Origin of the sequence: Azospirillum sp. A1-3 (genome assembly GCF_023806445.1) — a bacterium.
Taxonomy (GTDB): Bacteria; Pseudomonadota; Alphaproteobacteria; order Azospirillales; family Azospirillaceae; genus Azospirillum.
The window spans coordinates 55,138-77,500 of record NZ_JAMSLU010000004.1; the positions used below are offsets into that span (position 1 = coordinate 55,138).

The following is a 22,363-nucleotide window of genomic DNA, read 5'->3' on the forward strand; positions in this document are numbered from 1 at the left end:
GGCCGGCCCCTCAGCGGGCAAGCTGGGATTTCGCCCAGCGCTTGTCCTCGTCCAGCGTATTGATCGTGCGGCGGGGGCGGAGGTTGGCGGGGCTCAGCCGGTTCTTGCCGACATAGGCCAGGATGCCGCCGACCAGCAGAACCACCACGCCGACGATCAGCGCGGACAGCCACGGGGCCAGGACGTTGGACAGGCCGAGAACCGCGGAGGCAAGCAGGACCAGAACGCCGGCGAAGGCGATCAGTCCGCCGACGGCGATGAAAGCCACGCCGCCGGCGGCCTCGGTGGCCTTGTCGGTCAGCTCGGCCTTCGCCAACGCGATCTCGGATCGGGCAAGGTTGGCGGATTCGCGGGCGAGATCGGCGAACAGGCCGGCGAGCGGCCGGTCCTGCCGCGGATCCCGCGGCTCGTCATAGCGGTTCTCGGCGGCGCTCATGGACGCTGTCCCTGCGGCTTGGAGGTGGAGGAGGTGCTCCCGGCGGTCCCGCCCTGGGTCCCGCCGACGCCGGTGGTGCCGGAGTTCATGGCGCTGCCGGCGCTGCCGGTCGTGCCGCCGGGGGCGCCGACCGTGCTGGTGCCGAGCGCCGTTTCGGGCGTGGACCCGGTGCCGCGGCCGGTGACGGAGGCCGGGGCGGTGGAGAGAGGCATGCCGATGCGGCCGGCGGCCGGCTTCGGCTCACCCAGACGCTCAGAAGCGCGCTCCGACTCCATGCGGCCGGCCAGATTGCCGGTGTTGACGGCGGAGGATCCGGTCGTCGGCGTGTCGGCGCTGTGCGACGGCGTGCTGCGGCTGACGGACTCGGCGATGCCGCCCGCCATGCCGCGGTTCGGGCTGGAGCCGCGTCCCATATCGCGATTCATGTCGCGGCCGGTGTCGTAGGCTGAGCCACGCGCGGTGCGCACGGACTGCGACGGATGGGCGTTGCCGCGCAGCGAGGTCGAGGCGCGGTGCATCCGCCGCTCGCCGGAGCTTTTGATGAAGCGCGCGGCGAGGAAGCCGACGGCGAAGGCGGCACCGATGAACACCTCGGGCTGGCGTCGGGCGAAGCCCTCGACCTCGCCGACGATGTCGTCGACATTCGCGTCGCGCAGCATGTCGGCGACCCGCTCGACGCGGCTGGCAGCCTGCTCGGCGTAATCGGCGACCACGCCGCCATTCTCCTCGTTCAGCTGCTCGGCGGCCTTGTGCAGGGCGTTGGCGACCCCGCCAAGCTGGTCGGCGGCGCGGCCGGTCTGCTGTTCCAGCAGCGAGCGGATGCGGCCCTGGGCATTGCCCAGCGTCTCGCGCCCGGTGGCCATCGCGTCGTCGGCGGCGCGGTTGACGGTCTTCTTGATATCCTCGACGCCGCTGCGTCCACCGGACGTGCTGTTGCCGATGGTGGAGCTGCCGGCGGTCGAACTTCCAGCGGTGGAACTTCCGGTGGTGGAGCCGGTCGGGTTCGGTCCGCCGGTGCCGGTCATGTCGCGGTTCGGCATCTTGTCTTTCCTCCTCGGGGATTCCGGTATTCCGCGGCTCCGCGCCTGCGGCATCAAACCGCCCGTTGCGGAATCGGGTGTCGGGAAGGGAAACACCAGCCAAGCCTTCGGGGTTCCACGCAGCCGCTGCGCGAAATGGACAGTCACCACCAATGTGCTAAACTTTGCCGGGAATATCCTGGTGCGACCCGGCCGGAGGGTGGCGGCATGAGCGTCTTCAGCGTGGTGGCCGACGGACAGGCCGGACTTTTTCGGCTGCAACAGGCGAAGAAGCCTTGGGAAAAGGACCTTCAGGCGAAGGACGCCCAGGGGCAACTTGCCCAGAAGGCCGAGCGGGCGCAGGCGCTGACCCAACCCCTCGCCAAGTGGCAGAGCGACCACGCTTCCGCCAAGGCGGCGCTGGAGGAGGCGAGGCGGGTTGGCAGTCCCAAGGAGGCTGCCGCCGCCCGGCTGGAGCAGGTCGAACGCAAAATCGAGCAACTGAAGCTGGCGATGCGCTTCGCCCAGGGCGATGCGCAGAAGCTGGCATCCTTGGCGCGGGAAGCGGCGCTGCTGGCGCGCGAGGCCGGGCGCGCCGCCAAGGAATATGGTGCCGGCATCAAGGCCGCGGCGGAAATGGGGCTTCCGGGGGATGCCGGCGCTGCCACCGGCGGCTCCATGCTGTCGTCGGAGACGACCATCACCCGCAGCACCACCAGCCTGACCCTGCAGCAGACCGAGGTGACGCTGACCATCGGCATTTCGGCGGGAGACGGAGGCTCGGCGGAGAATGCCGCCGACCTGATGGCGGCGGATGCCGGGGCGGCGGCGGATTCGACCCCCGGGGCGACGACGCAGGACGGCAAGCTGCACGACGACATCGCCCGGCTGGTGGAGGATGTGCTGTCCGGCTTGGGCGGCGGTGGGCTGGCCGGGACCGACCCGGCCTCCGCGGCGACGGCTGGGACCGGTGGCCGCAGCACGATGATCCAGCAGCTGATGGCCGACAACGCCATGAAGATGTCGCGCTATCGCGAGGCCGACGCCTTCGTCCAGCGGGTGGAGGGGGTGCTGGCCACCTCCAAGCGCATCATCGGCGAGGCGAAGGCCGCCAACATGCTGGACGAGTCGGAAAAGCGGCGGCGCGAGCGGCGGGAGGGCTTCAAGGCCGACGACAAGATGGTCGACGCCGCCCAGAAGGAGGTCAACGCCCTGCGCGCCGCGGCGTTCGGGTCCAGTGACGCCCTTGCCGTGGCCGGACTGCTCGGCGGCGGCGATGCGGAGAGCGCGGAGACGCCGGTCCTGCCATCGGCGACCGATCCGGCCGTCCAGCCGGCCGCGGCGCTGAATCTGCTGGCCTGACCACGGCTGAGCGGCATAGACCGCCTGCTACCATTTCTCCATACGCTGCGGTGCGACATTGTGTTGACCGGGTCAATCGGAAGACGCGATAACCGATGAACCAAGACTCCCGGAGAGGAGTCTGCGAACCGAGCGCAAGAGAATGGGACACGCAACGAGATGAGCAACTGGATCCGCCGTGGCGGCCTCGAAATCGCCCAACCGCTGTACGACTTCATCAATGACGAGGCGCTGCCGGGGACCGGTGTCGACGCCGACCGTCTCTGGACCGGCCTCGACCAGCTCCTGCACGAGCTGGCGCCGCGCAATAGGGCTCTTCTTGACAAGCGCGACAGCCTGCAGGCGCAGATCGACGCGTGGCATACCGCCCGCCGCGGCAAGATCTTCGATCAGGCCGAATACGAGTCCTTCCTGCGCGAGATCGGCTATCTGGTGCCGGAGGGCGGCGACTTCGCCGTCGGCACCGGCAACGTCGATCCGGAAATCGCCTATCTCGCCGGCCCGCAGCTGGTGGTGCCGATCACCAACGCCCGCTATGCCCTGAACGCCGCCAACGCGCGCTGGGGCAGCCTGTACGACGCGCTGTACGGCACCGACGCCATTCCGGGCACCCCGGCGGCCGGCGGCTATGACGCCGCCCGCGGCGCGCAGGTGATCGCCTGGGCGCGCAAGTTCCTGGACGACAGCGTTCCGCTGGCCGAGGGCAGCCATGCCGACGCCACCGGCTATGCGGTCGAGGGCGACACGCTGGCGGTGACGCTGAAGAGCGGCGGCAAAACCGGCCTGAAGGACAAGGCCGCCTTCGTCGGCTGGCAGGGCGAGGCTTCGGCGCCGTCGGCTGTGCTGCTGGTCCAGAACGGCACCCACATCGAAATCCGCATCGACCGCAACAGCGTGATCGGCAAGGACGACGCGGCCGGCGTCGCCGACGTCGTGCTGGAAGCCGCGCTGTCGACCATCCAGGACTGCGAGGATTCCGTCGCCGCCGTGGATGCGGAGGACAAGGTCGTCGCCTACCGCAACTGGCTGGGCCTGATGAAGGGCACGCTGGAGGCCAGCTTCCCCAAGGGCGACAAGACCATCGTCCGCAAGCTGAACCCGGATCGCGTCTACACCACGCCGACCGGCAGCGTCACCCTGCATGGCCGCAGCCTGCTGCTGGTCCGCAACGTCGGCCACCTGATGACCATCGACATGGTCAAGCTGTCCGACGGCAGCGAGGCGCCGGAAGGCATCCTCGACGGCGTTTTCACCTCGCTGATCGCGCTGCATGACCTGAAGGCGCAGGGTGGCCTGCGCAACAGCCGCGCCGGTTCGGTCTACATCGTAAAGCCGAAGATGCACGGACCGGAAGAGGTCGCCTTCGCCGACGAGCTGTTCAGCCGCGTTGAGGACCTGCTGGGCATGGCCCGCAACACCCTCAAGGTCGGCATCATGGACGAGGAGCGCCGTACCAGCGTCAACCTCAAGGAGTGCATCCGCGCCGCCAAGGACCGCGTGGTGTTCATCAACACCGGCTTCCTCGACCGCACCGGCGACGAGATCCACACCTCGATGGAGGCCGGCCCGGTCGTCCGCAAGGCGGCGATGAAGGCCACCAAGTGGATCTCGGCGTACGAGGACAACAACGTCGATGTCGGCCTGCGCGCCGGGCTGAAGGGCCGCGCCCAGATCGGCAAGGGCATGTGGGCGATGCCTGACCTGATGGCCGACATGCTGGTCGCCAAGATCGGCCATCCGAAGGCCGGTGCCAACACCGCCTGGGTCCCGTCGCCGACCGCCGCCACCCTGCACGCCACCCACTATCACGCCGTGAATGTGGCCGAGGTGCAGGACCAGCTGGCCAAGCGGCAGGCCGCCGCCCTGTCCGACATCCTGACCATCCCGCTCGCCGACCGCCCCAACTGGTCGGAGGACGAGATCCGGCAGGAGCTGGAGAACAACGCCCAGGGCATCCTCGGCTATGTGGTGCGCTGGATCGACCAGGGCGTCGGCTGCTCCAAGGTGCCGGACATCCATGACGTCGGGCTGATGGAAGACCGCGCCACCCTGCGCATCTCCAGCCAGCACATCGCCAACTGGCTGCACCACGGCATCTGCACCGAGGCCCAGGTGATGGAGGTCATGAAGCGCATGGCCGCCGTCGTCGACAAGCAGAATGCCGGCGACCCGCTGTACAAGCCGATGGCCGGCAACTTCGACGGCAGCATCGCCTTCCAGGCGGCGTGCGATCTGGTGTTCAAGGGCCGCGTCCAGCCGAACGGCTACACCGAGCCGGTCCTGCATGCGCGCCGCCGTCAGGTGAAGGCGGCGGGGTGAGATAGTTTCGGCGATGGGAGAGGTTTTGCCCCCTCCCTAACCCTCCCCCGCCTTCGGCGGGAGAGGGGACTGCCGCCGCTCCTTTGCTAAGCTTCACCAAGCGTCCTACCCCCTCTCCCGCGAAGCGGGGGAGGGATGGGGAGGGGGCATTCGAGGCAGAATCTACAATCTGATCCCCAACACCCGCACCGCCACCTGCTTGGTGTAGGGACTGGCCGCGAAATACTCGTACCGGACCGCGTTCTCCGCGGCAAATTCCTGGAATGCCCGGTACTCGTCGTCGCGCCAGCTGCGGTTGCCGATATACTCGTCGAAGACGATGACCGTCCCCGGAAACACCCGGTCGGCCAGCGCGGTCAACACGGTGCGGGCCGACGCGTAGATGTCGCTGTCGACATTGACGAAGCGCACCGGCCCCGGATGGGCCGCCAGGAAGGGTGGCAGGCTGTCCTCGAACCACCCCACATGCAGGCGGGCATTGTCGCGCACCGGCGGCAGCTGGCTGCCGGTGGTCAGCACGCCGCGGGGGGAGTTGACCCAGCCCTCCGGCAGTCCCTCGAACGAATCGAAGCCGTGGACCTCTTGCCCAGCCACGTCGGCGATGTGGTTGAGCGAGGTGCCGCGCCGCACGCCGAACTCCAGCACCAGACCGGGTGTGCCTGCACAGGCCAGCGCGTGGCGCAGCAGCCGGCCGCTGTTGCCGAACAGGCGGAAGTCGGGGGAGAGCTTCGGCAGCAGCGCCTTGGCGCCGTCGGGAAGCGGACGGCGCTTTGGATTGTCGCCGATCTGCTCGGCCTCGACGGCATCGGCCTCCGCCTTGCGGCCGAACAGGCGCAGGGTGGCGGCGAGATAGCCCCAGTATTTGCCGTTGGCGCCGCCGCAGCGGGTGGCGCGGCGCAGGCGGCTTAGCGCTTCCTCGGGGCCATGATGGTGCAGAGCCTGGGCGTGGCTGCCAAACCATGCGGCGGCATGTTCGGGATCGTCGGCCAGCAGAGCGTCGAAATGGGCCAGCGACTCCGCATCCTCGCCGAGATAGGCCGCGGCCATCGCCGCCTCATAGCGGATGTCGGGCGAGGTGTCGCCATCACGGATCGCCGCCCGCGCCAGGGCCAGCGCATCGCCATAGCGGGCGTCGCGGCGAAGGGCTCCGGCCAGGGACGCGGTGAGGGCCGCGTCGCCGGGTGTGAGGCGGGCGGCGCGCTCGAACCAGCGGACGGCGGGGAAGGGGGCGTTGTCGGCCTGATGAGCCTGGGCCAGGGAGGACAGCAGGTCCGGATCGTCCGGCCGGTCGGCCAGGACGCGGCGCAGGCAGGCGATGGCCGCCGGGGCGTCGCGATGGCCGAGATGGGCCAGACCCAGCAGATGCAGACGTTCAAGTCCGTTGGAAAGTCCGTTGGCAAGCCCGTGGGGGAGGGCATCGCCGCGCAGCAGGCGCAGGGCGGGGCGGTAACGGCGCGCGTCGATCAGGGCGCGCGCTTCGTCGAATACAGTGTCAGCGGTCAAAGTGACTCGTCGTCAGGGCAGCCGGCGGAAGGTCCAGACCGACGCCGGCGGCAGGTTCCGGGCGATCCAGGCATGGCGCCGCGGCTTCAGCCGCAGCCGCCGGATCAGTTCCGGATTGACCGGGGCGAAGGGACCATAGGTGAATTGCACGAAAACGCCGTCCTGCGCCAGCACGGAAAAGGCGCCGCGCACGATCCGGGCCTGGACCGACAGCGGCATGGCGATCAGCGGCAGGCCCGACACCACCGCGTCGCAAGACTCCCAGCCATGGGCCTGGACGATGCGGTGGACCCGCGTCGCGTCGCCGCGCACCACGGTGGCGTTGGGGTGCAGGATCGACAGATGGTCGGCGAAGGCGGGGTCGAGTTCCACCATCAGCAGATTGTCGGGAGTGACGCCATGGGCCAGCAGCGCCGAAGTGACCGGACCGGTGCCCGGACCCAACTCCACCACCCGCTTTGTGGGGCTGCAACCGGCGGCCTTTGCCATGGCCCGGCACAGTTCAGGACCGCTTGGAGTTACCGACGCGACCTTCAGGGGTGAGCGAATCCAGCGCTCGACAAAGAGCTTGCGTTCAGCAAGTGACATCGACCGACCTCCCAACAGACGCCGGATCAATTCCTCGGCTCTGCATCAACCCTTTCTACTGAGTTGCGTTTCATTGCGCCAGCCGAATGGATTTTGAACGATCGTTTAACAAAACGATTAAAAGGATATGACGGATTCTGTTAATGGTTTGCGTATAGAATTGTACGTAGGCGGCGCAACGTCCAGCGGCTCGGTCGGATGGGAAATGTCCGGTGGGCAGAAGCGGCTGTTCGTCGCGCCAGTCAAGCCGGGCCAACCGGCGCTTTGCATGGGAGGGGCACAACCTTGAGAAGATTGCTTCTGCGTCACAAGATCCCTGGTGCCGTGGTCGGATCGGCGGTGCTGACGGCACTGCTGCTTGGCAGCTTCGCCTATTCCGCGGCCACCGACAGGCTGCGCACGGCGGCACAGGACAAGCTGGTGGCGCTGGCGGACGCCCGCGCGGCCAGCGTCCAGTCCTATCTGGAGGGATTGGAGGGCGACATCGTCCTTACGGCGAACACGCGCTCAATGCGCGATGCCGCGGTGGCGCTGGGCAACGGCTGGAGAGTCGAGGCTGATCGAGGCGACCCCGGCACTCTGCTGCGCAAGCGCTATGTCGATGACAACCCCAACCCGCCGGCCGAGCGCTACAAGCTCGAGAAGCCGGATATGAACACCATGTACGACATGGCGCATCTCCGGCTGCAGTCCTGGATGGCTGATCTGATGCTGCGCCGCGGGTTGGCCGACGTGCTGCTGCTGTCGCAGGACGGGGCTGTGCTCTATAGCGCCGCGAAAGGCGGCGATTTCGGCAAGCCGGCCGAAGGTCCGCTCGCCGCCCTGGCCGACTCGGTGAAGCGCGATCCCAAGCCGGATGAGGCCCGGATCGCCGATTTCAGCGCCTACGCGCCGGCCGATGGCGCAGCTTCGGCCTTCCTGGCCGCTCCGGTGGTGTTGAACCTGCCGAACGGGGGAGCCCAGATCCTGGCCACCCTGGTTTTCCGCATCGAGCCGAACGGGCTGGATCGCATCATGCGCGCCACCGGCGGCATGGGGGACAGCGGCGATACGTTCCTGGTCGGGGAGGACGGCAAGCTGCGCAGCACGCCGCGCTTCGCCAAGGGAACGGCGGTGTTGACGCCCTATGAGGGCGGCGCCATGGGCACCATCAAAGGCGATTCCGACCACACCGGGGTGTTGGAGGCGACGAACTTCGCCGGCAGCGGTCCGGCACTGACCGCCTACCGGCCGATGACCCATAACGGCGTCCACTGGCTGGTGCTGGCGGAGGCGGCAGTGGACGAGATCCTGGCGCCTGTCCATTCGATGCGCGACCAGATGATCGGTGCCGGGGCCGCCTTGCTGCTGGTCATTTGCATCGGTGGCATCCTGTTCGCCCGCGGCATCACCCGTCCGCTGTCGGCGATGTGCGAGGCGATGCAGCGTCTGGCCCAGGGCGAACGCCGGCTCGACGTGCCGGCGCAGGAGCGCCACGACGAGATCGGACGTATGGCCGGCGCCATGCAGGTGTTCAAGGAGGCGTTGATCAAGGCCGACGACCTCCATATGGAGCAGGAGCGGATCCGCGCCCTGCGCGAGGAACGGACCCGCCAGTTGGAACAGGTGACCGACGGCTTCGATGCCCGCGTCGGCGGTATCGTCCGCGCGGTGGCCAGCGCCGCCGGCGGGCTGGAGACGACGGCCAGGTCGATGAGCGACGGCGCCGACCGGACGCTGCACGAGGCGACCAGCGTCGCCGCGGCGGCCGATCAGACGGCGAGCAACGTCGGCACGGTGGCGTCGGCCGCCAACCAGCTGCGCGCCTCCATCGGCGACATCGGTCGTCACATCGAGGAATCGGGTCGCATCACCCAGGCCGCCATCGGCGCCGCCGCGCAGGCGGGCGAAACCATGCGCGTGGTGGTGGAGACCGCCGGTCGCATCGGAACCGTGGTTCAACTGATCCACGACATCGCGGCGCAGACCAACCTTCTGGCACTGAACGCCACCATCGAAGCGGCGCGGGCGGGGGAAGCGGGCAAAGGCTTTGCCGTCGTTGCCAACGAGGTCAAGCATCTGGCTTCCCAGACCGCCAAGGCCACCGACGAGATCGGCAGCCAGATCGGCACGATGCAGTCGGTGACGGACGGAGCCGCCGCCTCCATCGGCGAGATCGCCCGTGTCATCGAGGATATGGGCCGCATCTCCAGCATCGTCTCCAACGCCATCGATGAGCAGGGCACCGCAACGATGGACATCGCCGCCAACGCCGAACAGGCCGCAAAGGCGACGCAATCGGTAACCGCGATCATCGACGGCGTGGCGCGGTCCGCCGATACGACCAAGACGGTCGCCGAAGAGGTGCTGACCTCGTCCCAGGATCTGACGCGGCAGGCCGGACATCTCCGGGCGGAGATCGAACGTTTCCTGGCCGACATCAAGGCGGCGTGATGGGATGACTTGGCCAGCGACGGCGAAGCCACAATTCCCTGTTCCCCTTTTCTTCTCACTGCGCCGTTGACAGCGCCGCAATGGACGGGGCACGGTTGCGGAGCCGGAAGAAATGGTGAACAGGGAATCTGGATACGACATGCCGACGCTCGCTCCCGATCATTCGGATCTGTTCGACGATACGGGCAAGCCGCCCCGGCTGTTGGAACTCGACGTCGCGCGGGTGATGCGCAATCCAAGCATGCCGCGCCGCCATTTCGACCCGCAGGAGATGCAGAGTCTGGCCGACTCGATTGCGCATTACGGGCTGAAGCAACCGATCCTGGTGCAGGAGGTCGTGGGCGGCCATCGGCTGGTCGCCGGCGAACGGCGGCTGCGGGCGCACGAGATGCTGGGGCTGGCGACCATCTACGCGCTGGTCACCTCCGGCAATCCGGACGAACTGACCCTGGTGGAGAATGTGCAGCGCGTCGATCTGGACGCGCTGGAACTGGCGGAGGCTCTTTCCCGCCTGATCGACCGCTTCGGCTACACCCAGGAACAGCTCGGCCGCATCATCGGCAAGAGCCAGAGCAACGTCAGCCACACCCTGCGGCTGAACAGCCTGCCGGAGACGATCAAGCAGGAATATGCCGCCGCCCATCACGACGTCTCGCGCTCCACCCTGATCGAGATCGCCTGGATCAAGGATCTGGACGAGCAGATGGCGCTGTGGGAGCAGGTGAAGGCCGGCGACGGCACCGTCCAGGCCGCCCGCAGCCGCAAGGACGCCGCCAAGGAACCGTCGCTGCGCACCATGTCGGCAGTCGGCCGCTTCCTCGACGCGCTACGCCGCGCGACCGCCCGCCTGGGCGACCCGCGCGAGCACCGCGCCTATGTCGACGACATGCAGCGCCGCGAACTCATCAGCCTGCGCCGCCGCATCGACCTTCTGCTGGGCGACGAGCCGATGGTGGATTGAGAGCGCGTAGCGGTCAGTCGTTCAAAAATGGATTGTACAGCCGCTCTTCGCCGAAATTCGACATCGGGCCGTGGCCGGGGATGAAGGTGAAGTCGTCGCCGTAGGGGAATAGCTTGTCGCGAATCGAAGCGATCAGGTCGCCGTAGTTGCCCTTGGGGAAGTCGGTGCGGCCGATCGAGCCCTGGAACAGCACGTCGCCGACGATGGCCAGCTTCGACGGCCGGTGGACGAACACGACATGGCCGGGGGTGTGGCCGGGGCAGTGGCGGACCTCCAGCGTCTGGTTGCCGACGGTCACCGTGTCGCCCTCCTCCAGCCAGCGGTCGGGCGTGAAGGAGCGGACCGGCGGGAAGCCGAACATCTGGCTCTGCATTGGCATGCCGTCGATCCAGAACTGGTCGTCGCGGTGCGGCCCCTCGATCGGCAGCGACAGCTTGTCGGCCAGATCGGCGACGGCGCCGGCATGGTCGATATGACCGTGGGTGACCAGGATCTTCTCCAGCGTCACGCCCTTCGCCTTCACCGCGGCCAGGATGCGGTCCAGGTCGCCGCCGGGATCGATGGCAGCGCCCTTCATCGTCTCGGGGCACCAGAGCACCGTGCAGTTCTGCTGGAACGGGGTGACCGGAACGATGGCGTACTGCATGTCCTGACCTTCGACTCTGCGGGAATATGGCTGAATGACCCCTTGGGCCGAGGGGACCTTAGCGCGCTCGCGCCGGATGCCGCAAACCATTCGCGCAAAGCCGGTCGCAATGGCCGGCGAAACTGGCTAAGGTCCGGGCGTCCGGCGGGAGCACGCCTTTGGGTGGAATACCGGGCCGGTACGAAATGTTAACCACCGAAGCTTTAGATCGGGGGTGGACCAACCATCCGCCGCCGCAATAAACGGATTCCGCCGGAATGCTGTCGCAGAAAGCCAAATATGCGTTGCGTGCCCTCATCATGCTGGCGGAGAAGGACACCGGCGACCTGATCCTGATCGCCGACATCGCGGAGCGCGAGAACATCCCGCGCAAATTCCTGGAAGCGATTCTGGTCGAGCTGCGCAAGGAAGGCATCCTGTTCGCCAAGCGCGGCAAGAGCGGCGGCTATCGGCTGGCCCGCCCCGCCGCACAGATCACTTTCGGCGAGGTGATTCGCCTGATCGACGGCCATCTCGCCCCGCTCCCCTGCGCCAGCAAGGGATCCTTCAAGCCGTGCGAGGACTGCATCGATACGGAGACCTGCTCGGTCCGCTGGCTGATGCTGCAGGTCCGCGACGCCACCGCCTCCGTGCTGGACAACCGCACGCTGGCCGACGCCCTGCGCCACCGCCAGTCCACCGGCAGCATCGCCGCCAACTTCGACATCTGACCGTCCCGCCAGCCGCCCCGCTGAAATCGCATTTGAGGCGGCGGGCAGCCCTCCCGTATGGTTGGCCCAACCATTTGTCAGGGAGGGATAGGGATGTCAGAGGTGAAGGTGGCCGTCATCACGGCCGGGGGCAGCGGCATGGGGGCGGCATCGGCGCGCCGGCTGGCGGCCGACGGATTCAAGGTTGCGATCCTGTCCTCCTCCGGCAAGGGCGAGGCGCTGGCCGATGAGTTGGGCGGCATCGGGGTCACCGGGTCGAACCAGTCCAACGACGACCTGAAGCGGCTGGTCGATGCCGCCATGCAGCGCTGGGGGCGCATCGACGCGCTGGTCAACAGCGCCGGCCATGGTCCGCGCGGGGCCCTGCTGGAGATCAGCGACGAGGACTGGCACCGCGGGATCGAGGTCTATTTCCTCAACGTCGTGCGGGCGGTCCGGCTGGTGGCGCCGATCATGGTGGCTCAGAAGGCGGGCTCCATCGTCAACATCTCCACCGCCTGGGCGTTCGAGCCGAGCGCCATGTTCCCGACCTCCGCCGTCGCGCGGGCGGGGCTGGCCGCCTACACCAAGATCTTCGCCGACCAGTATGCGGCGGAGAATGTGCGGATGAACAATGTCCTGCCGGGATGGATCGACAGCCTGCCCGGGACCGAGGAGCGGCGCCAGAGCGTGCCGATGCAGCGCTACGGCAGCAGCGACGAGATCGCGGCGACGGTGGCCTTCCTGGCCTCGCCGGGCGCCGGCTACATCACCGGCCAGAACATCCGGGTCGATGGCGGGCTGACGCGCTCGGTTTGATCCGGGCGCATAGGTTCGGAAACGAAAAAGGGCCGGCGAAATGCCGGCCCTTTTTGCTTGGGAACTCCCCGCCTTATCAGTCGGAGAAGGGGTCCGTCATCAGGATGGTGTCGTCGCGTTCCGGGCTGGTCGACAGCAGGGCGACCGGGGCCTGGATCAGCTCTTCGATGTGGCGGACATACTTGACGGCCTGGGCCGGCAGCTCCGCCCAGGAGCGGGCGCCGCGGGTGGTGTCCTTCCAGCCTTCGAAGGTCTCGTAGATCGGCTCGACGCGGGCCTGGGAACCGGCGTTCGACGGGTAATAGTCGATCTCCTTACCGTCCAGCTTGTAGCCGACGCAGACCTTGATCTCGTCGAAGCCGTCCAGCACGTCCAGCTTGGTCAGGGCGATGCCGTCGATGCCGCCGGTCTTGACCGCCTGACGGACCATGACGGCGTCGAACCAGCCGCAGCGGCGCTTGCGCCCGGTGACCACGCCGAATTCCTTGCCCTTCTGGCCGATCAACTCGCCGATGTCGTCCAGCAGTTCGGTCGGGAAGGGGCCGGAGCCGACGCGGGTGGTGTAGGCCTTGCAGATGCCCAGCACATAGCCGACGGCGCGCGGGCCCATGCCGCTGCCGGCGGCGGCGTTGCCGGCCACCGTGTTGGAGGAGGTGACGTACGGATAGGTGCCGTGGTCGATGTCCAGCATCGTGCCCTGGGCGCCCTCGAACAGGATGCGCTTGCCGGCGCGGCGCAGTTCGTCCAACTGCTTCCAGACGACGGCGGCGTAGGGCAGGACCTGCGGGGCGATCTCGCGCAGGGGATCCAGGATGTCGGCCGGGGTCATCTCCGGCGCACCCAGCGCGCGGAACAGCGCGTTGTGGTGGGCGAGCAGGGCGTCGACCTTCTCCACCAGCACGGCGTCGTCGGTCAGGTCGCACAGGCGGATGGCGCGGCGGGCGACCTTGTCCTCATAGGCCGGGCCGATGCCGCGGCCGGTGGTGCCGATCTTGCCGGCGCCCTTGGCCTCTTCGCGCGCCTTGTCCAGGGCGCTGTGCACCGGCAGGATCAGCGGCACGTTTTCGGCGACGATCAGGTTTTCCGGCGTGACGGAGACGCCCTTTTCCTTGATCGCGTTGACTTCGCGGATGAAGGCCCACGGGTCGAAGACGACGCCGTTGCCGATGACCGACAGCTTGCTCTGGCGCACCACGCCGGACGGCAGCAGGCTCAGCTTGTATTCGACGCCGTTGATCACCAGCGTGTGGCCGGCGTTGTGACCGCCCTGGAAGCGCACCACCACATCGGCCCGGCTGGACAGCCAGTCGACGATCTTGCCCTTGCCCTCGTCGCCCCACTGGGCGCCGACCACCGCAACGTTGGCCATCTCTCGTCTCCGCAAAACTTCAAAAGGAACCGCTCAACCGCCCGATCCACCGCAGGGCACCATCCGCGCGGCGTGGGGGGCCGTTCACCCTGAACCCAACTCGCTTGAACCCAAGTCGTTTGAACCCAGGGTCATCCGACCGGCTTGACGTCCCCGCCGGCCAGCCAATGGCCGCACTGGAGCCGTTTGGCTTCCGCGGCCGCATCGGCCACCGGGGCGAGCCCGGCGACCGTCACCCATCCGTCGGCCCGCAGCTTGCGCGCCGTCTCCCAACCGCTGCCATGCGGCAGATACACCCGGCCGGGGGCCTTGGCCGCCGGAACCGCGCGCAGAAGCGTGTCCATGTAGAGCGTAAAGCCGGTCGCCGGCTCCCCGCGGTCCTCGCCTTGAGCGCCGGCGCGGTAGCGTCCGCCCTGGCCCAGTTCGCCCGCCGCGCGGGAGAACAGGGTGAAGCTGAGGCCGGTCTGGTATTCGAAGCCGCGGTGCTCCACCAGATCGATGGTCACCGTCAGGTCCGGCATCGCCGCGCGCAGCAAGGCCAGCGTGTCGGTCAGCCGGCGGCGGTCCTTCTCGGCGCCCTCCGGCAGCGGCAGGGCGGCCAGCGCCTGCATGGCGCGGTCGGCGGGACCGGAGGCGCTCATCAGCGTTTCGAGCAACTTGGCCGCCGGGCCGCCGACGGCCGCCACCGCGGCGGAGTCCTTGCGGTCGAGCGCGGCGCGCAGCTCGCGGATTTCATCCTCGCCCAGGCCCAGCCCGGCGCAGATGCGCGAGACCATGGTCGGCACGCAGAGGTCGACCGACAGGTGCGGCACGCCGATGGCGGTCAGCGCTTGGACGGCCAGCAGCACCACCTCGGCGTCGGCCTCCGCCTCCAGCGCACCGATCAGCTCGACGCCGACCTGGGTGAACTGGCGTTCGGGGCGCAGTTGCGATCCCTTCACCCGCAGCACCTGCCCGGCGTAGCACAGGCGCAGCGGCCGGGCCTCGTTCTTCAGGCGGGTGGTGGCGATGCGGGCGATCTGCGGGGTGATGTCGGCGCGGACCGCCATCATGCGCTGCGAATGCGGGTCCATCAGCCGGAAGGTCTGCTTGGACATCGCCGCGCCGGGGCCGGAGAGCAGGTTTTCTTCGAACTCGACCAGCGGCGGATCGACGCGGCGGTAACCCTGCGCGGCGAATTCCGCCAGCAGGCGTTCGACGGCGGCCGCCTCATGCGCCGCTTCGGACGGCAGCACGTCGTGCAGTCCGGCGGGAAGCAGGGCGGAGCTCAGTGCGTCGGCGGGCATGACCAGCGTGTCTCGTTGCAGGCAGGGACAGGGATGCCGCGGCGAATGTCGGGCACACGGGGCGGGCTAATACCCGACCCCCGCGCCGCATGCAAACGGAAAAGCCCCGCACGGTGGCGGTATCTCCCCTGCGCGGGCGGATCCGTCGCAGGGGGACGGGCAAAGTGTCGCTGCCGAAGGGAGGGTCGGCAAGTGCGCAGGCGGGCGGGGAGGGCGGGACTCAGCCGGCGTCGGCCGGGCCGGCGTCCTCGTCGGGAGGGAGCGGCAGGTCGATGTCCGGAGCGGCCGGCGACACCACGGCGAAGCTGCTGCCGTCGTTCTTCGGGCGCAGCACGGTCAGCGGCGAGCCGACCACCAGGAAATGGATGATCTCGGCGATGTTGGTGGCGTGGTCGCCGATGCGCTCCAGGTTCTTCGCCATGAACAGCAGATGCGTGCAGGGCGTGATGTTGCGCGGATCCTCCATCATATAGGTCAGGACCTCGCGGAACAGGCTGGTGTAGAGGTCGTCCAACTCCTCGTCGCGTTCCCATGCGGCGATGGCCTTGTCGACGTCGCGCTCGATATAGGCGTCGAGCACCTCCTTCAGGATCGCCTCGACCAGCCGGCCCATGCGCGGGATGCCGGCCGCCGGCCGCACCACCGGCACCTGGGCCAGCGCCAGCGACCGCTTGGCGATGTTGGCGGCATAGTCGCCGATCCGCTCCAGGTCGGCGGAGACCTTCAGGGCGGAGACGATTTCGCGCAGGTCCTGCGCCATCGGCTGGCGCAGGGCCAGCAGCCGCACCGCCTCCGCGTCGATGTCGCGTTCATAGGCGTCGAGCCGGGCATCGGCCTGCATCACCTGCGAGGCTAGCCCGACGTCGCGGCGGGTCACCGCCTTCACCGCCGCTTCGACCTGCGCCTCGGCCACGCCGCCCATCTGGGTGATGAGGTTGGACAGGCGCTGCAATTCCTGCGCGAAGGAGCGGACGATGTGTTCGGTGCCCATGTTCGGTCGCGACGCTCCAATGATATCCGGTCCGTCCGCCACAGCCCGCAGGGCCGCCACGCGCGGGACGTGTATATTAGCCTGTGGTCATGACGCCGGTGTGGCGGGTTTATTTCACTTCCTTGACAATCGTGTGTCGCCTGGACGGCCGGTCTTTACTGGCGCTATCGCTGTGACCCTGGCTGCCGGCGACGTATTGGATTTGAAGTAACTCGGTAACTTCGCTAAAGGGTACGGAGCCGTATTGAAACCGTCCGCATGGGGTACATCCCCCCTGCACTGACCGGGAGGCCGTTTTCCATGTCCGTCGCGTTCCAGATGCCTGTCCTTCGGATGCCCGGCCGCGCCATCGCCGCAGGGTCCCTGCTTCTGCTGGCTGCGTCGCCGCTGGCGCTCGCCGCCGATCCGGCTCCGGCCGCAGGCGCTCCCACCGCATTGGTTGAGGATGTGTCTGATGGCGTCGACGGCGTGCAGCCGATGGATTATCTGGCAACCGGCCGCACCGTGGCGCTGAAGGCCGGGCAGACGCTGACGCTGAGCTATCTGGAATCCTGCGTGAACGAGACGATCACCGGCGGATCGGTGACGGTCGGCGCCCGCGAGTCGGCGGTGGAAGGCGGCAGCATCGACCGCCACACGCTGCCCTGCGACGGCGGCAAGCTGCTGCTGGCCTCCAACGAAGCGGGCAAGGCGGGGGTGACCGTCTTCCGCAGCGCGCCCATCGCCCTGCCGGGCATGAAGGCGCCGCTGCCGAAGCCGGACCTGACCCTGTTCAAGACCCATCCGGTGCTGATCCTGTCGGCTCCCGGCCCCGTCACCATCGACCGGCTGGACGTGCAGGGCATCGCACTGACCACGGTCAATGTCCCCGGCACCACGCTGGACACAGCGAAGAAGGGCAGTGGGCTGGAGGCGGGCGGCCTCTACAAGGTTTCCGCCGGGCAGAAGTCCTTCATCGTGAAGATCGACGAGAAGGCCGCGGCCGGCGGCGGTCCGGCGCTCGGCCGCCTGATCCGCTTCTGAGCGGCGGGTACGACCGTTGAAGAGGATGAGGCTGCCCCGGCGCGTCCGGCTGGTCCTGCTCGGCGCGGTGGCGCCGGTCGTAGCATCGCTTCTGGTGCTGACGGCCTCATCCTCGTTGCAGGGGCCGTCGATCGACAGCCTCTATTGGCTGCGGGAGCGGCTGCATGGCCCCCGCCCGGCTCCCGACCCGTCGCCGGTGGTGGTGGTCGGCATCGATGAGGAGACCTACCGCCGCCCGCCCTTCGCCGGCACGCCGCAGGCGCTGTGGGGGCCGCGGCTGGGCACCGTGCTCGGCGCCATGCTGGACGGCGGGGCGGCGGCAATCGGCCTCGACCTCGTCCACCCGACCTCGGTCGAGACGCTGATCCCCGGATTCGAGCGCGATTACCTGCTGACCCTGCGCCGTGGCGGCAAGGAAGGGCGGCTGGTGCTGGCCAAGGTGCAGCATCAGAGCGATCCGCTGATGCCCTACCGCGGCTATATGATCGCCGCTGGGGTCAACAATGTCCGCTCGGTCAATCTGGTCGAGGATCCGGACGGCGTGCTGCGCCGCGTTCCGCTGACGCTGACCGTGGCCGGTCCCGACGGCAAGCCGAAGGCCGAGCCGGGCATGGCGGTGGAGGTGGCGTCGCGGGCGCTGAAGGTGCCGCTGGAGCGGGGGGCCGACGGCTCCGCCACCATGGCCGGCTACCGGATTCCGGGCGGGGAGGGCAACCGGCTGCTGGTCAACCATGCGACCGCGCCGGGCGCCATCCCGACCTACTCGCTGGCCGACCTGTATGCCTGTGCCGAGGCCGGCAAGACCGACTTTTTCGCCAGCCACTTCAAGGGCAAGGCGGTGATGGTCGGCACCGTGCTGGACGTGGAGGACCGCAAGCTCTCCTCCAACCGCTGGGTCACCAAGCCGGAAGGGGTCAATCTTCCCGAACGCTGTGCCCTGCCGGTGATGAGCGAGCTGTATGTTGCCGGCCGCACCCGCGACAGCATCCCCGGCGTCTACATCCATGCCGCCGCCATCTCCAACCTGATGGCGCACGATGCGCTGGCGGAGGCCGGCCGGCCGACCGGCGTGGCGCTGGTCCTGCTGCTGGCCGGGCTGGCCGCCCTGGTGACGCTGGCGACCCGGCCGCCGGTGGCGGCATTCGGCCTGCTCCTGCTGCTGGCGGGCTGGAGCGGCGTGGCGGTGGAGGCCTTCCAGGGCGGGCTGGCCCTGCCCTATCTGCAGGCATCACTGGCGGCGCTGCTGGTCTTCCCGCTGGCGCTGGGTCTGCGCTTCGCCGTGCTTGACCGCGACCAGCGGCACATCCGCAACGCCTTCAAGCTCTACCTGCCGGGGTCGCTGATCGACGACATGATCGCGTCGGGCCAGTCGCCCAGCCTGGGCGGCGAGGAGCGCGACCTGTCCATCCTTTTCTGCGACATCGCGGGCTTCACCAAGATGTCGGAGGGGATGGAGCCGGAAGCCCTGGTTGCCGTGCTGAACCGCTATTTCACGGTGATGACCGACATCATCGAGGCGCATGGCGGCTTCGTCGACAAATACATCGGTGACGCCGTGCTGGCGGTCTTCGGCGCCCCCTATGCCATCGACAACCATGCCCGCGCCGCGGTGGCGGCCGCCCTGGCGATGCGTCAGGCGATGGCGGACGACCCGACCCTGCTGGCGACGGCCAGCGGGCGCGGCTCCAACCGCATCGGCATCGCCACCGGCCCGGCGCTGATCGGCAACATTGGCTCGCCCCGCCGCTTCAACTACACGGTGATGGGCGACACGGTGAATCTGGCGTCCCGGCTGGAGGGCGCCAACAAATACTACAACACCGTCCTGATGGTCAGCGGCGAGACCATGCGCCATCACGGCGACCCGGAGGCCTTCCGCGCGCTCGACATCGTGCAGGTCGTCGGCCGCAGCGAACCGGTCGAGGTGTTCGAGCCGCTGTCCGACAGCCGCCGCGCCGATCCGGAGGACCGCGCTCAGCGCGCCGCCTACGCGATCGCCCTCGACCACTGGCGCGCCGGCCGGTTCGAGGCCGCCGCCGCCGGCTTCCGCGCCCTGGTCGCCACCGACGGCGCCGCCCTGGCGATGCTGCACAAGGCGGAAAAGCGCATCGGTTTTGCGCCCGAGCCGGACTGGGCCGGCGTCACCGCCCTCACCGACAAATAGCCGGACGACGATTAGCCGTGTCCCGAACCGCCATGCCCACTCCCGTGCCGCGACGCCTGCATCGGCTCGCCCGCCTGTCCGCCCTGCTGCTGGCCGGCGTCGCCGGTCCGCTGCCGGTGCTGGCCCAGTCGGTGCCGCCGGTTTTGTCACCGGTTTTGCCGCCCTCGCTCGACCCCAACCGGCTGGATCAGCGCTTCGAACGGCCGGCCGTGCCGCAATCCAAGCCGGAGATCGAGATGCCGGCGCCGGAGAAGGCGCCGCCGCCCCGCGATGCAGAGCGCATCACCCTGACGCTGAGCGAGATCCGCATCGACGGCAACAGCGTCTATGACAGCGACAGCCTGTCCGCTCTGTGGCGCGACAAGCTGGGCAAGCCGATCACCCTGGCCGACCTCTACGCCATCCGCGACGCCATCACCGCCCGCTACCGCAACGACGGCTATGTGCTGTCGCAGGCGGTGGTGCCGGCCCAGCGCATCCGTGACGGCGTTGTCCGCCTGCAGGTGGTGGAGGGCTATGTCGACGAGGTGGTCGTCCAGGGCGAGGCGACCGACCGGCTCGGCCTGCTGCGGCGGATGGGGGAGAAGATCAAGGCCTCCCGTCCGCTGCGCATGGCGGATATGGAGCGCTATGTCCTGCTGGCCGATGACCTGCCCGGCGTCGCGGTGAAGACGGTGCTGGAGGCGTCGCCGGACACCCCCGGCGCCTCGCGCCTGACGCTGGCGCTGGAGCGTACGCCCCTCAACGGCTTCCTGTCGCTCGACAACCGCGGCACCCGCTCGATCGGTCCGTTTCAGCTGACCGGCGTCGCCAGCGTCGAGGACCAGCTCGGCCTGTTCGAGCGCACCACCGCCCAGGGCATCGTCACCCCGCAGATCCGTGAACTGCGCTTCTTCGACGTCGGACAACTGGTGCCGGTCGATGCGGAAGGCACGACGGTGGAGTATGGCGTCCGCCGCTCCTGGTCGCAGCCCGGCGACAGCGTGCGTCCGCTCGACCTCTACAGCCTGACCACCTCCGGCCGCGTGGCGGTGTCGCATCCCTTCATCCGCAGCCGGACGGAGACCTTGCGTGCCGGCCTTGGCTTCACCATCCGCGATAGCCGCACCGATGCGCTGGGCGACAAGCTGTCGCAGGACCGTCTGCGCATCGTCTCCGCCAACGTCTCCTATGATTTCGCCGACGGTTGGGGCGGGTCGAACCTGCTGACGGCGGAACTGTCCAAGGGCCTGGACATCCTGAACGCCACGGAATCCGGCGGCGCCAACCTGACCCGCAGCGGCGGGCGCAGCGATTTCCGCAAGCTCCTGGTCTCGGCCCAGCGCAACCAGCCGCTGACCGACACGCTGGTCCTCGCCCTGTCCGGCGAGGCGCAATACAGCCCCGACCAGCTTCTTTCGTCGGAGGAATATGGTCTCGGCGGCAAGCAGTATGGCCGTGCCTTCGACCCGTCGGAGATCACCGGCGACAGCGGCTTCGCCGGCCGGGCGGAACTGCAATACATCCTGCCGGTCCAGGAGGAGGGGCTGGATTATGCGGTCGCCTATGGCTTCGGCGATTATGGTGCGGTTTACAACTACGAGGGCGGCACGCGCCACGGCCGCCGGTCCCTCGCCTCGGCCGGCGTCGGTCTGCGGTTTGGCGTGTTCCGGCGCATCGACGCCAGCGTTGAGCTTGCCAAGCCCTTCATCACCACGCCGTTCAGCACGCAGGATCGCGCCCCGCGCGCCTTCTTCACACTCTCGACGCGGTTCTGAGTCTGCGCACGCCGAAAGCCGCGCGGCTGGCTTGAGAACGCCACCGCGCGGCTGCTTCCGGCAATGCCTTTATCAGATCAGTTCGACCCGCTGGGCGACCGGCGCATCCTCCGACCCAACGGCCAGATAGCGGACGTCCTCGCCGTCGGCGACGATGTCCAGGCCCGACTGGCGCAGGGTCGCACGGTCGAAATAGACGGTCGCGCCATCTTCCCACGGCTCGATCAGACCGGACTGGCTGTCCAGATTGTACCAGCGCACCGTGCCGTAGGCCATTGTGGCCGGACCGACCGGTTCGGCCTGACGCTCGCGCCGTTCACGCGGCGGCTTGGGCGGACGGGCGAAACCCTCGCCGCCATCGTCGGGCTGTGCACCCATGCCGGGGGGCTGGCCCATCGGCTGGGCGGCCGATGCGGTGGTGCGCGGCGGGCGCTGGTTGCGGGCACGCGGGGCCGGCGGGGTTTCCGGCGGCGTGGCGGAGTGAATGGCGACGACCTGGGGTCCCTTGGCGCCCTGGGCCAAGTCGCAGACGACCGTCGTGCCCTCGACCGGGTTGGGCAGGGAGGCGGCGGCCAGGACCGAAGCGTGCAAGAAAGCCTCTCCGGAGCCATCGGCGAGGCGGACGAACCCAAAACCCTTTTCCGGCTTGAACCACTTTACCGTCGCGGTGACGTTCGTCGCGGTGACGTTCTTCAACTCTTCGCTCAAGACAGGTCCCTTTCACGTCCTGTAGCCGGGGAAGGGCGGCCCTGACGCTGAACTGGGCGCGGCACCGCTGTATGACCAAGAACAAGACCCCGGCGGTGGCAAGCTTATCATAAAATTCCAGAAAGTGGCCAGCGCGGCGATGGCCTGTAACTTTTCCGCAATTGCCGGAACTGCGTTTGCATCCGCTCCTACCCGCATTGCGCGAGCGAAGCAGTGTGAATCCAAATCGCCATTCATATTCCGGTTTCACAAACAAAATCGGTCAAGATCGCTACGAAATTCCGGTGCGG

At 68.4% G+C, this 22,363-nt stretch carries 18 protein-coding genes; 9 read left to right on the forward strand and 9 right to left on the reverse strand.

The features are described 5' to 3' along the window. Positions 1-10: 10 nt before the first annotated feature. Both M5E06_RS21725 and M5E06_RS21730 read right to left on the reverse strand, forming a co-directional pair. A complete protein-coding gene (locus tag M5E06_RS21725; protein WP_109074704.1) occupies positions 11-436 on the reverse strand; it encodes a phage holin family protein in 426 nt (141 codons plus the stop codon). Then, positions 433-1,476: a hypothetical protein gene (locus M5E06_RS21730; RefSeq protein WP_252139973.1), complete on the reverse strand. Its 1,044-nt coding sequence runs from the start codon at positions 1,474-1,476 to the stop codon at positions 433-435. Before M5E06_RS21730 ends, M5E06_RS21725 begins: the two co-directional genes overlap by 4 nt. 207 nt (positions 1,477-1,683) lie before the next feature. On the opposite strand from M5E06_RS21730, the gene M5E06_RS21735 reads away from it, so the two are divergent. Together M5E06_RS21735 and M5E06_RS21740 are read left to right on the forward strand one after the other, a co-directional pair. Then, the gene (locus M5E06_RS21735; protein WP_252139974.1) at positions 1,684-2,817 is read left to right on the forward strand and encodes a hypothetical protein; all 1,134 of its coding nucleotides are present in this window, start codon (positions 1,684-1,686) and stop codon (positions 2,815-2,817) included. 159 nt (positions 2,818-2,976) lie between these two features. After that, positions 2,977-5,136 (forward strand): malate synthase G, encoded by a 2,160-nt coding sequence (locus M5E06_RS21740; protein ID WP_252139975.1) that lies wholly within the window; start codon positions 2,977-2,979, stop codon positions 5,134-5,136. Between the two features lie 162 nt (positions 5,137-5,298). Here the strand turns inward: M5E06_RS21740 and M5E06_RS21745 are convergent, their stop codons facing one another. Both M5E06_RS21745 and M5E06_RS21750 read right to left on the reverse strand, forming a co-directional pair. Further along, positions 5,299-6,639: a class I SAM-dependent methyltransferase gene (locus tag M5E06_RS21745; protein WP_252139976.1), complete on the reverse strand. Its 1,341-nt coding sequence runs from the start codon at positions 6,637-6,639 to the stop codon at positions 5,299-5,301. A 12-nt stretch (positions 6,640-6,651) separates the two neighbouring features. Beyond that, positions 6,652-7,227: a class I SAM-dependent methyltransferase gene (locus M5E06_RS21750; RefSeq protein WP_252139977.1), complete on the reverse strand. Its 576-nt coding sequence runs from the start codon at positions 7,225-7,227 to the stop codon at positions 6,652-6,654. Between the two features lie 285 nt (positions 7,228-7,512). Here M5E06_RS21750 and M5E06_RS21755 point away from each other — a divergent pair, with 285 nt between their 5' ends. Together M5E06_RS21755 and M5E06_RS21760 are read left to right on the forward strand one after the other, a co-directional pair. Next, positions 7,513-9,660, forward strand: a complete 2,148-nt coding sequence (locus M5E06_RS21755; RefSeq protein WP_252139978.1) for a methyl-accepting chemotaxis protein — start codon at positions 7,513-7,515, stop codon at positions 9,658-9,660. A 139-nt stretch (positions 9,661-9,799) separates the two neighbouring features. Further along, positions 9,800-10,621: a ParB/RepB/Spo0J family partition protein gene (locus M5E06_RS21760; RefSeq protein WP_109074711.1), complete on the forward strand. Its 822-nt coding sequence runs from the start codon at positions 9,800-9,802 to the stop codon at positions 10,619-10,621. A 13-nt stretch (positions 10,622-10,634) separates the two neighbouring features. Here M5E06_RS21760 and M5E06_RS21765 read toward each other — a convergent pair whose 3' ends face one another. Continuing rightward, the gene (locus M5E06_RS21765; RefSeq protein WP_252139979.1) at positions 10,635-11,267 is read right to left on the reverse strand and encodes an MBL fold metallo-hydrolase; all 633 of its coding nucleotides are present in this window, start codon (positions 11,265-11,267) and stop codon (positions 10,635-10,637) included. Between the two features lie 257 nt (positions 11,268-11,524). Between M5E06_RS21765 and M5E06_RS21770 the strand changes: the two genes are divergently transcribed. Continuing rightward, positions 11,525-11,977, forward strand: coding sequence for an RrF2 family transcriptional regulator (locus M5E06_RS21770; protein WP_085085625.1), 453 nt, complete (start codon positions 11,525-11,527; stop codon positions 11,975-11,977). Between the two features lie 93 nt (positions 11,978-12,070). Beyond that, positions 12,071-12,775, forward strand: a complete 705-nt coding sequence (locus tag M5E06_RS21775; protein ID WP_252139980.1) for an SDR family oxidoreductase — start codon at positions 12,071-12,073, stop codon at positions 12,773-12,775. Positions 12,776-12,851: 76 nt separating this feature from the next. On the opposite strand, the gene M5E06_RS21780 is transcribed toward M5E06_RS21775, so the two are convergent. From M5E06_RS21780 to phoU, 3 genes are all read right to left on the reverse strand, one after another. Next, a complete protein-coding gene (locus M5E06_RS21780) occupies positions 12,852-14,144 on the reverse strand; it encodes an adenylosuccinate synthase (RefSeq protein WP_109150000.1) in 1,293 nt (430 codons plus the stop codon). A 131-nt stretch (positions 14,145-14,275) separates the two neighbouring features. Next, positions 14,276-15,430 carry an ATP phosphoribosyltransferase regulatory subunit gene (locus tag M5E06_RS21785; protein WP_252139981.1) on the reverse strand — a complete coding sequence of 385 codons (1,155 nt, stop codon included), beginning with the start codon at positions 15,428-15,430 and terminating at the stop codon, positions 14,276-14,278. A 220-nt stretch (positions 15,431-15,650) separates the two neighbouring features. Continuing rightward, entirely contained in the window at positions 15,651-16,421 is a 771-nt protein-coding gene (gene phoU, locus M5E06_RS21790) for a phosphate signaling complex protein PhoU (RefSeq protein ID WP_252139982.1), read from the reverse strand. A gap of 300 nt (positions 16,422-16,721) precedes the next feature. On the opposite strand from phoU, the gene M5E06_RS21795 reads away from it, so the two are divergent. From M5E06_RS21795 to M5E06_RS21805, 3 genes are read left to right on the forward strand one after another with little or no spacing between them, the layout of a single operon-like run. Further along, a complete protein-coding gene (locus M5E06_RS21795; protein WP_252139983.1) occupies positions 16,722-17,444 on the forward strand; it encodes a hypothetical protein in 723 nt (240 codons plus the stop codon). A gap of 25 nt (positions 17,445-17,469) precedes the next feature. Further along, positions 17,470-19,608, forward strand: coding sequence for an adenylate/guanylate cyclase domain-containing protein (locus tag M5E06_RS21800; protein WP_252139984.1), 2,139 nt, complete (start codon positions 17,470-17,472; stop codon positions 19,606-19,608). A gap of 32 nt (positions 19,609-19,640) precedes the next feature. Continuing rightward, complete coding sequence (locus tag M5E06_RS21805) at positions 19,641-21,365, forward strand: ShlB/FhaC/HecB family hemolysin secretion/activation protein (protein ID WP_252139985.1); 1,725 nt, start codon at positions 19,641-19,643, stop codon at positions 21,363-21,365. A 72-nt stretch (positions 21,366-21,437) separates the two neighbouring features. Here the strand turns inward: M5E06_RS21805 and M5E06_RS21810 are convergent, their stop codons facing one another. Further along, positions 21,438-22,073 (reverse strand): cold-shock protein, encoded by a 636-nt coding sequence (locus tag M5E06_RS21810; protein ID WP_252139986.1) that lies wholly within the window; start codon positions 22,071-22,073, stop codon positions 21,438-21,440. Positions 22,074-22,363: the final 290 nt, after the last annotated feature.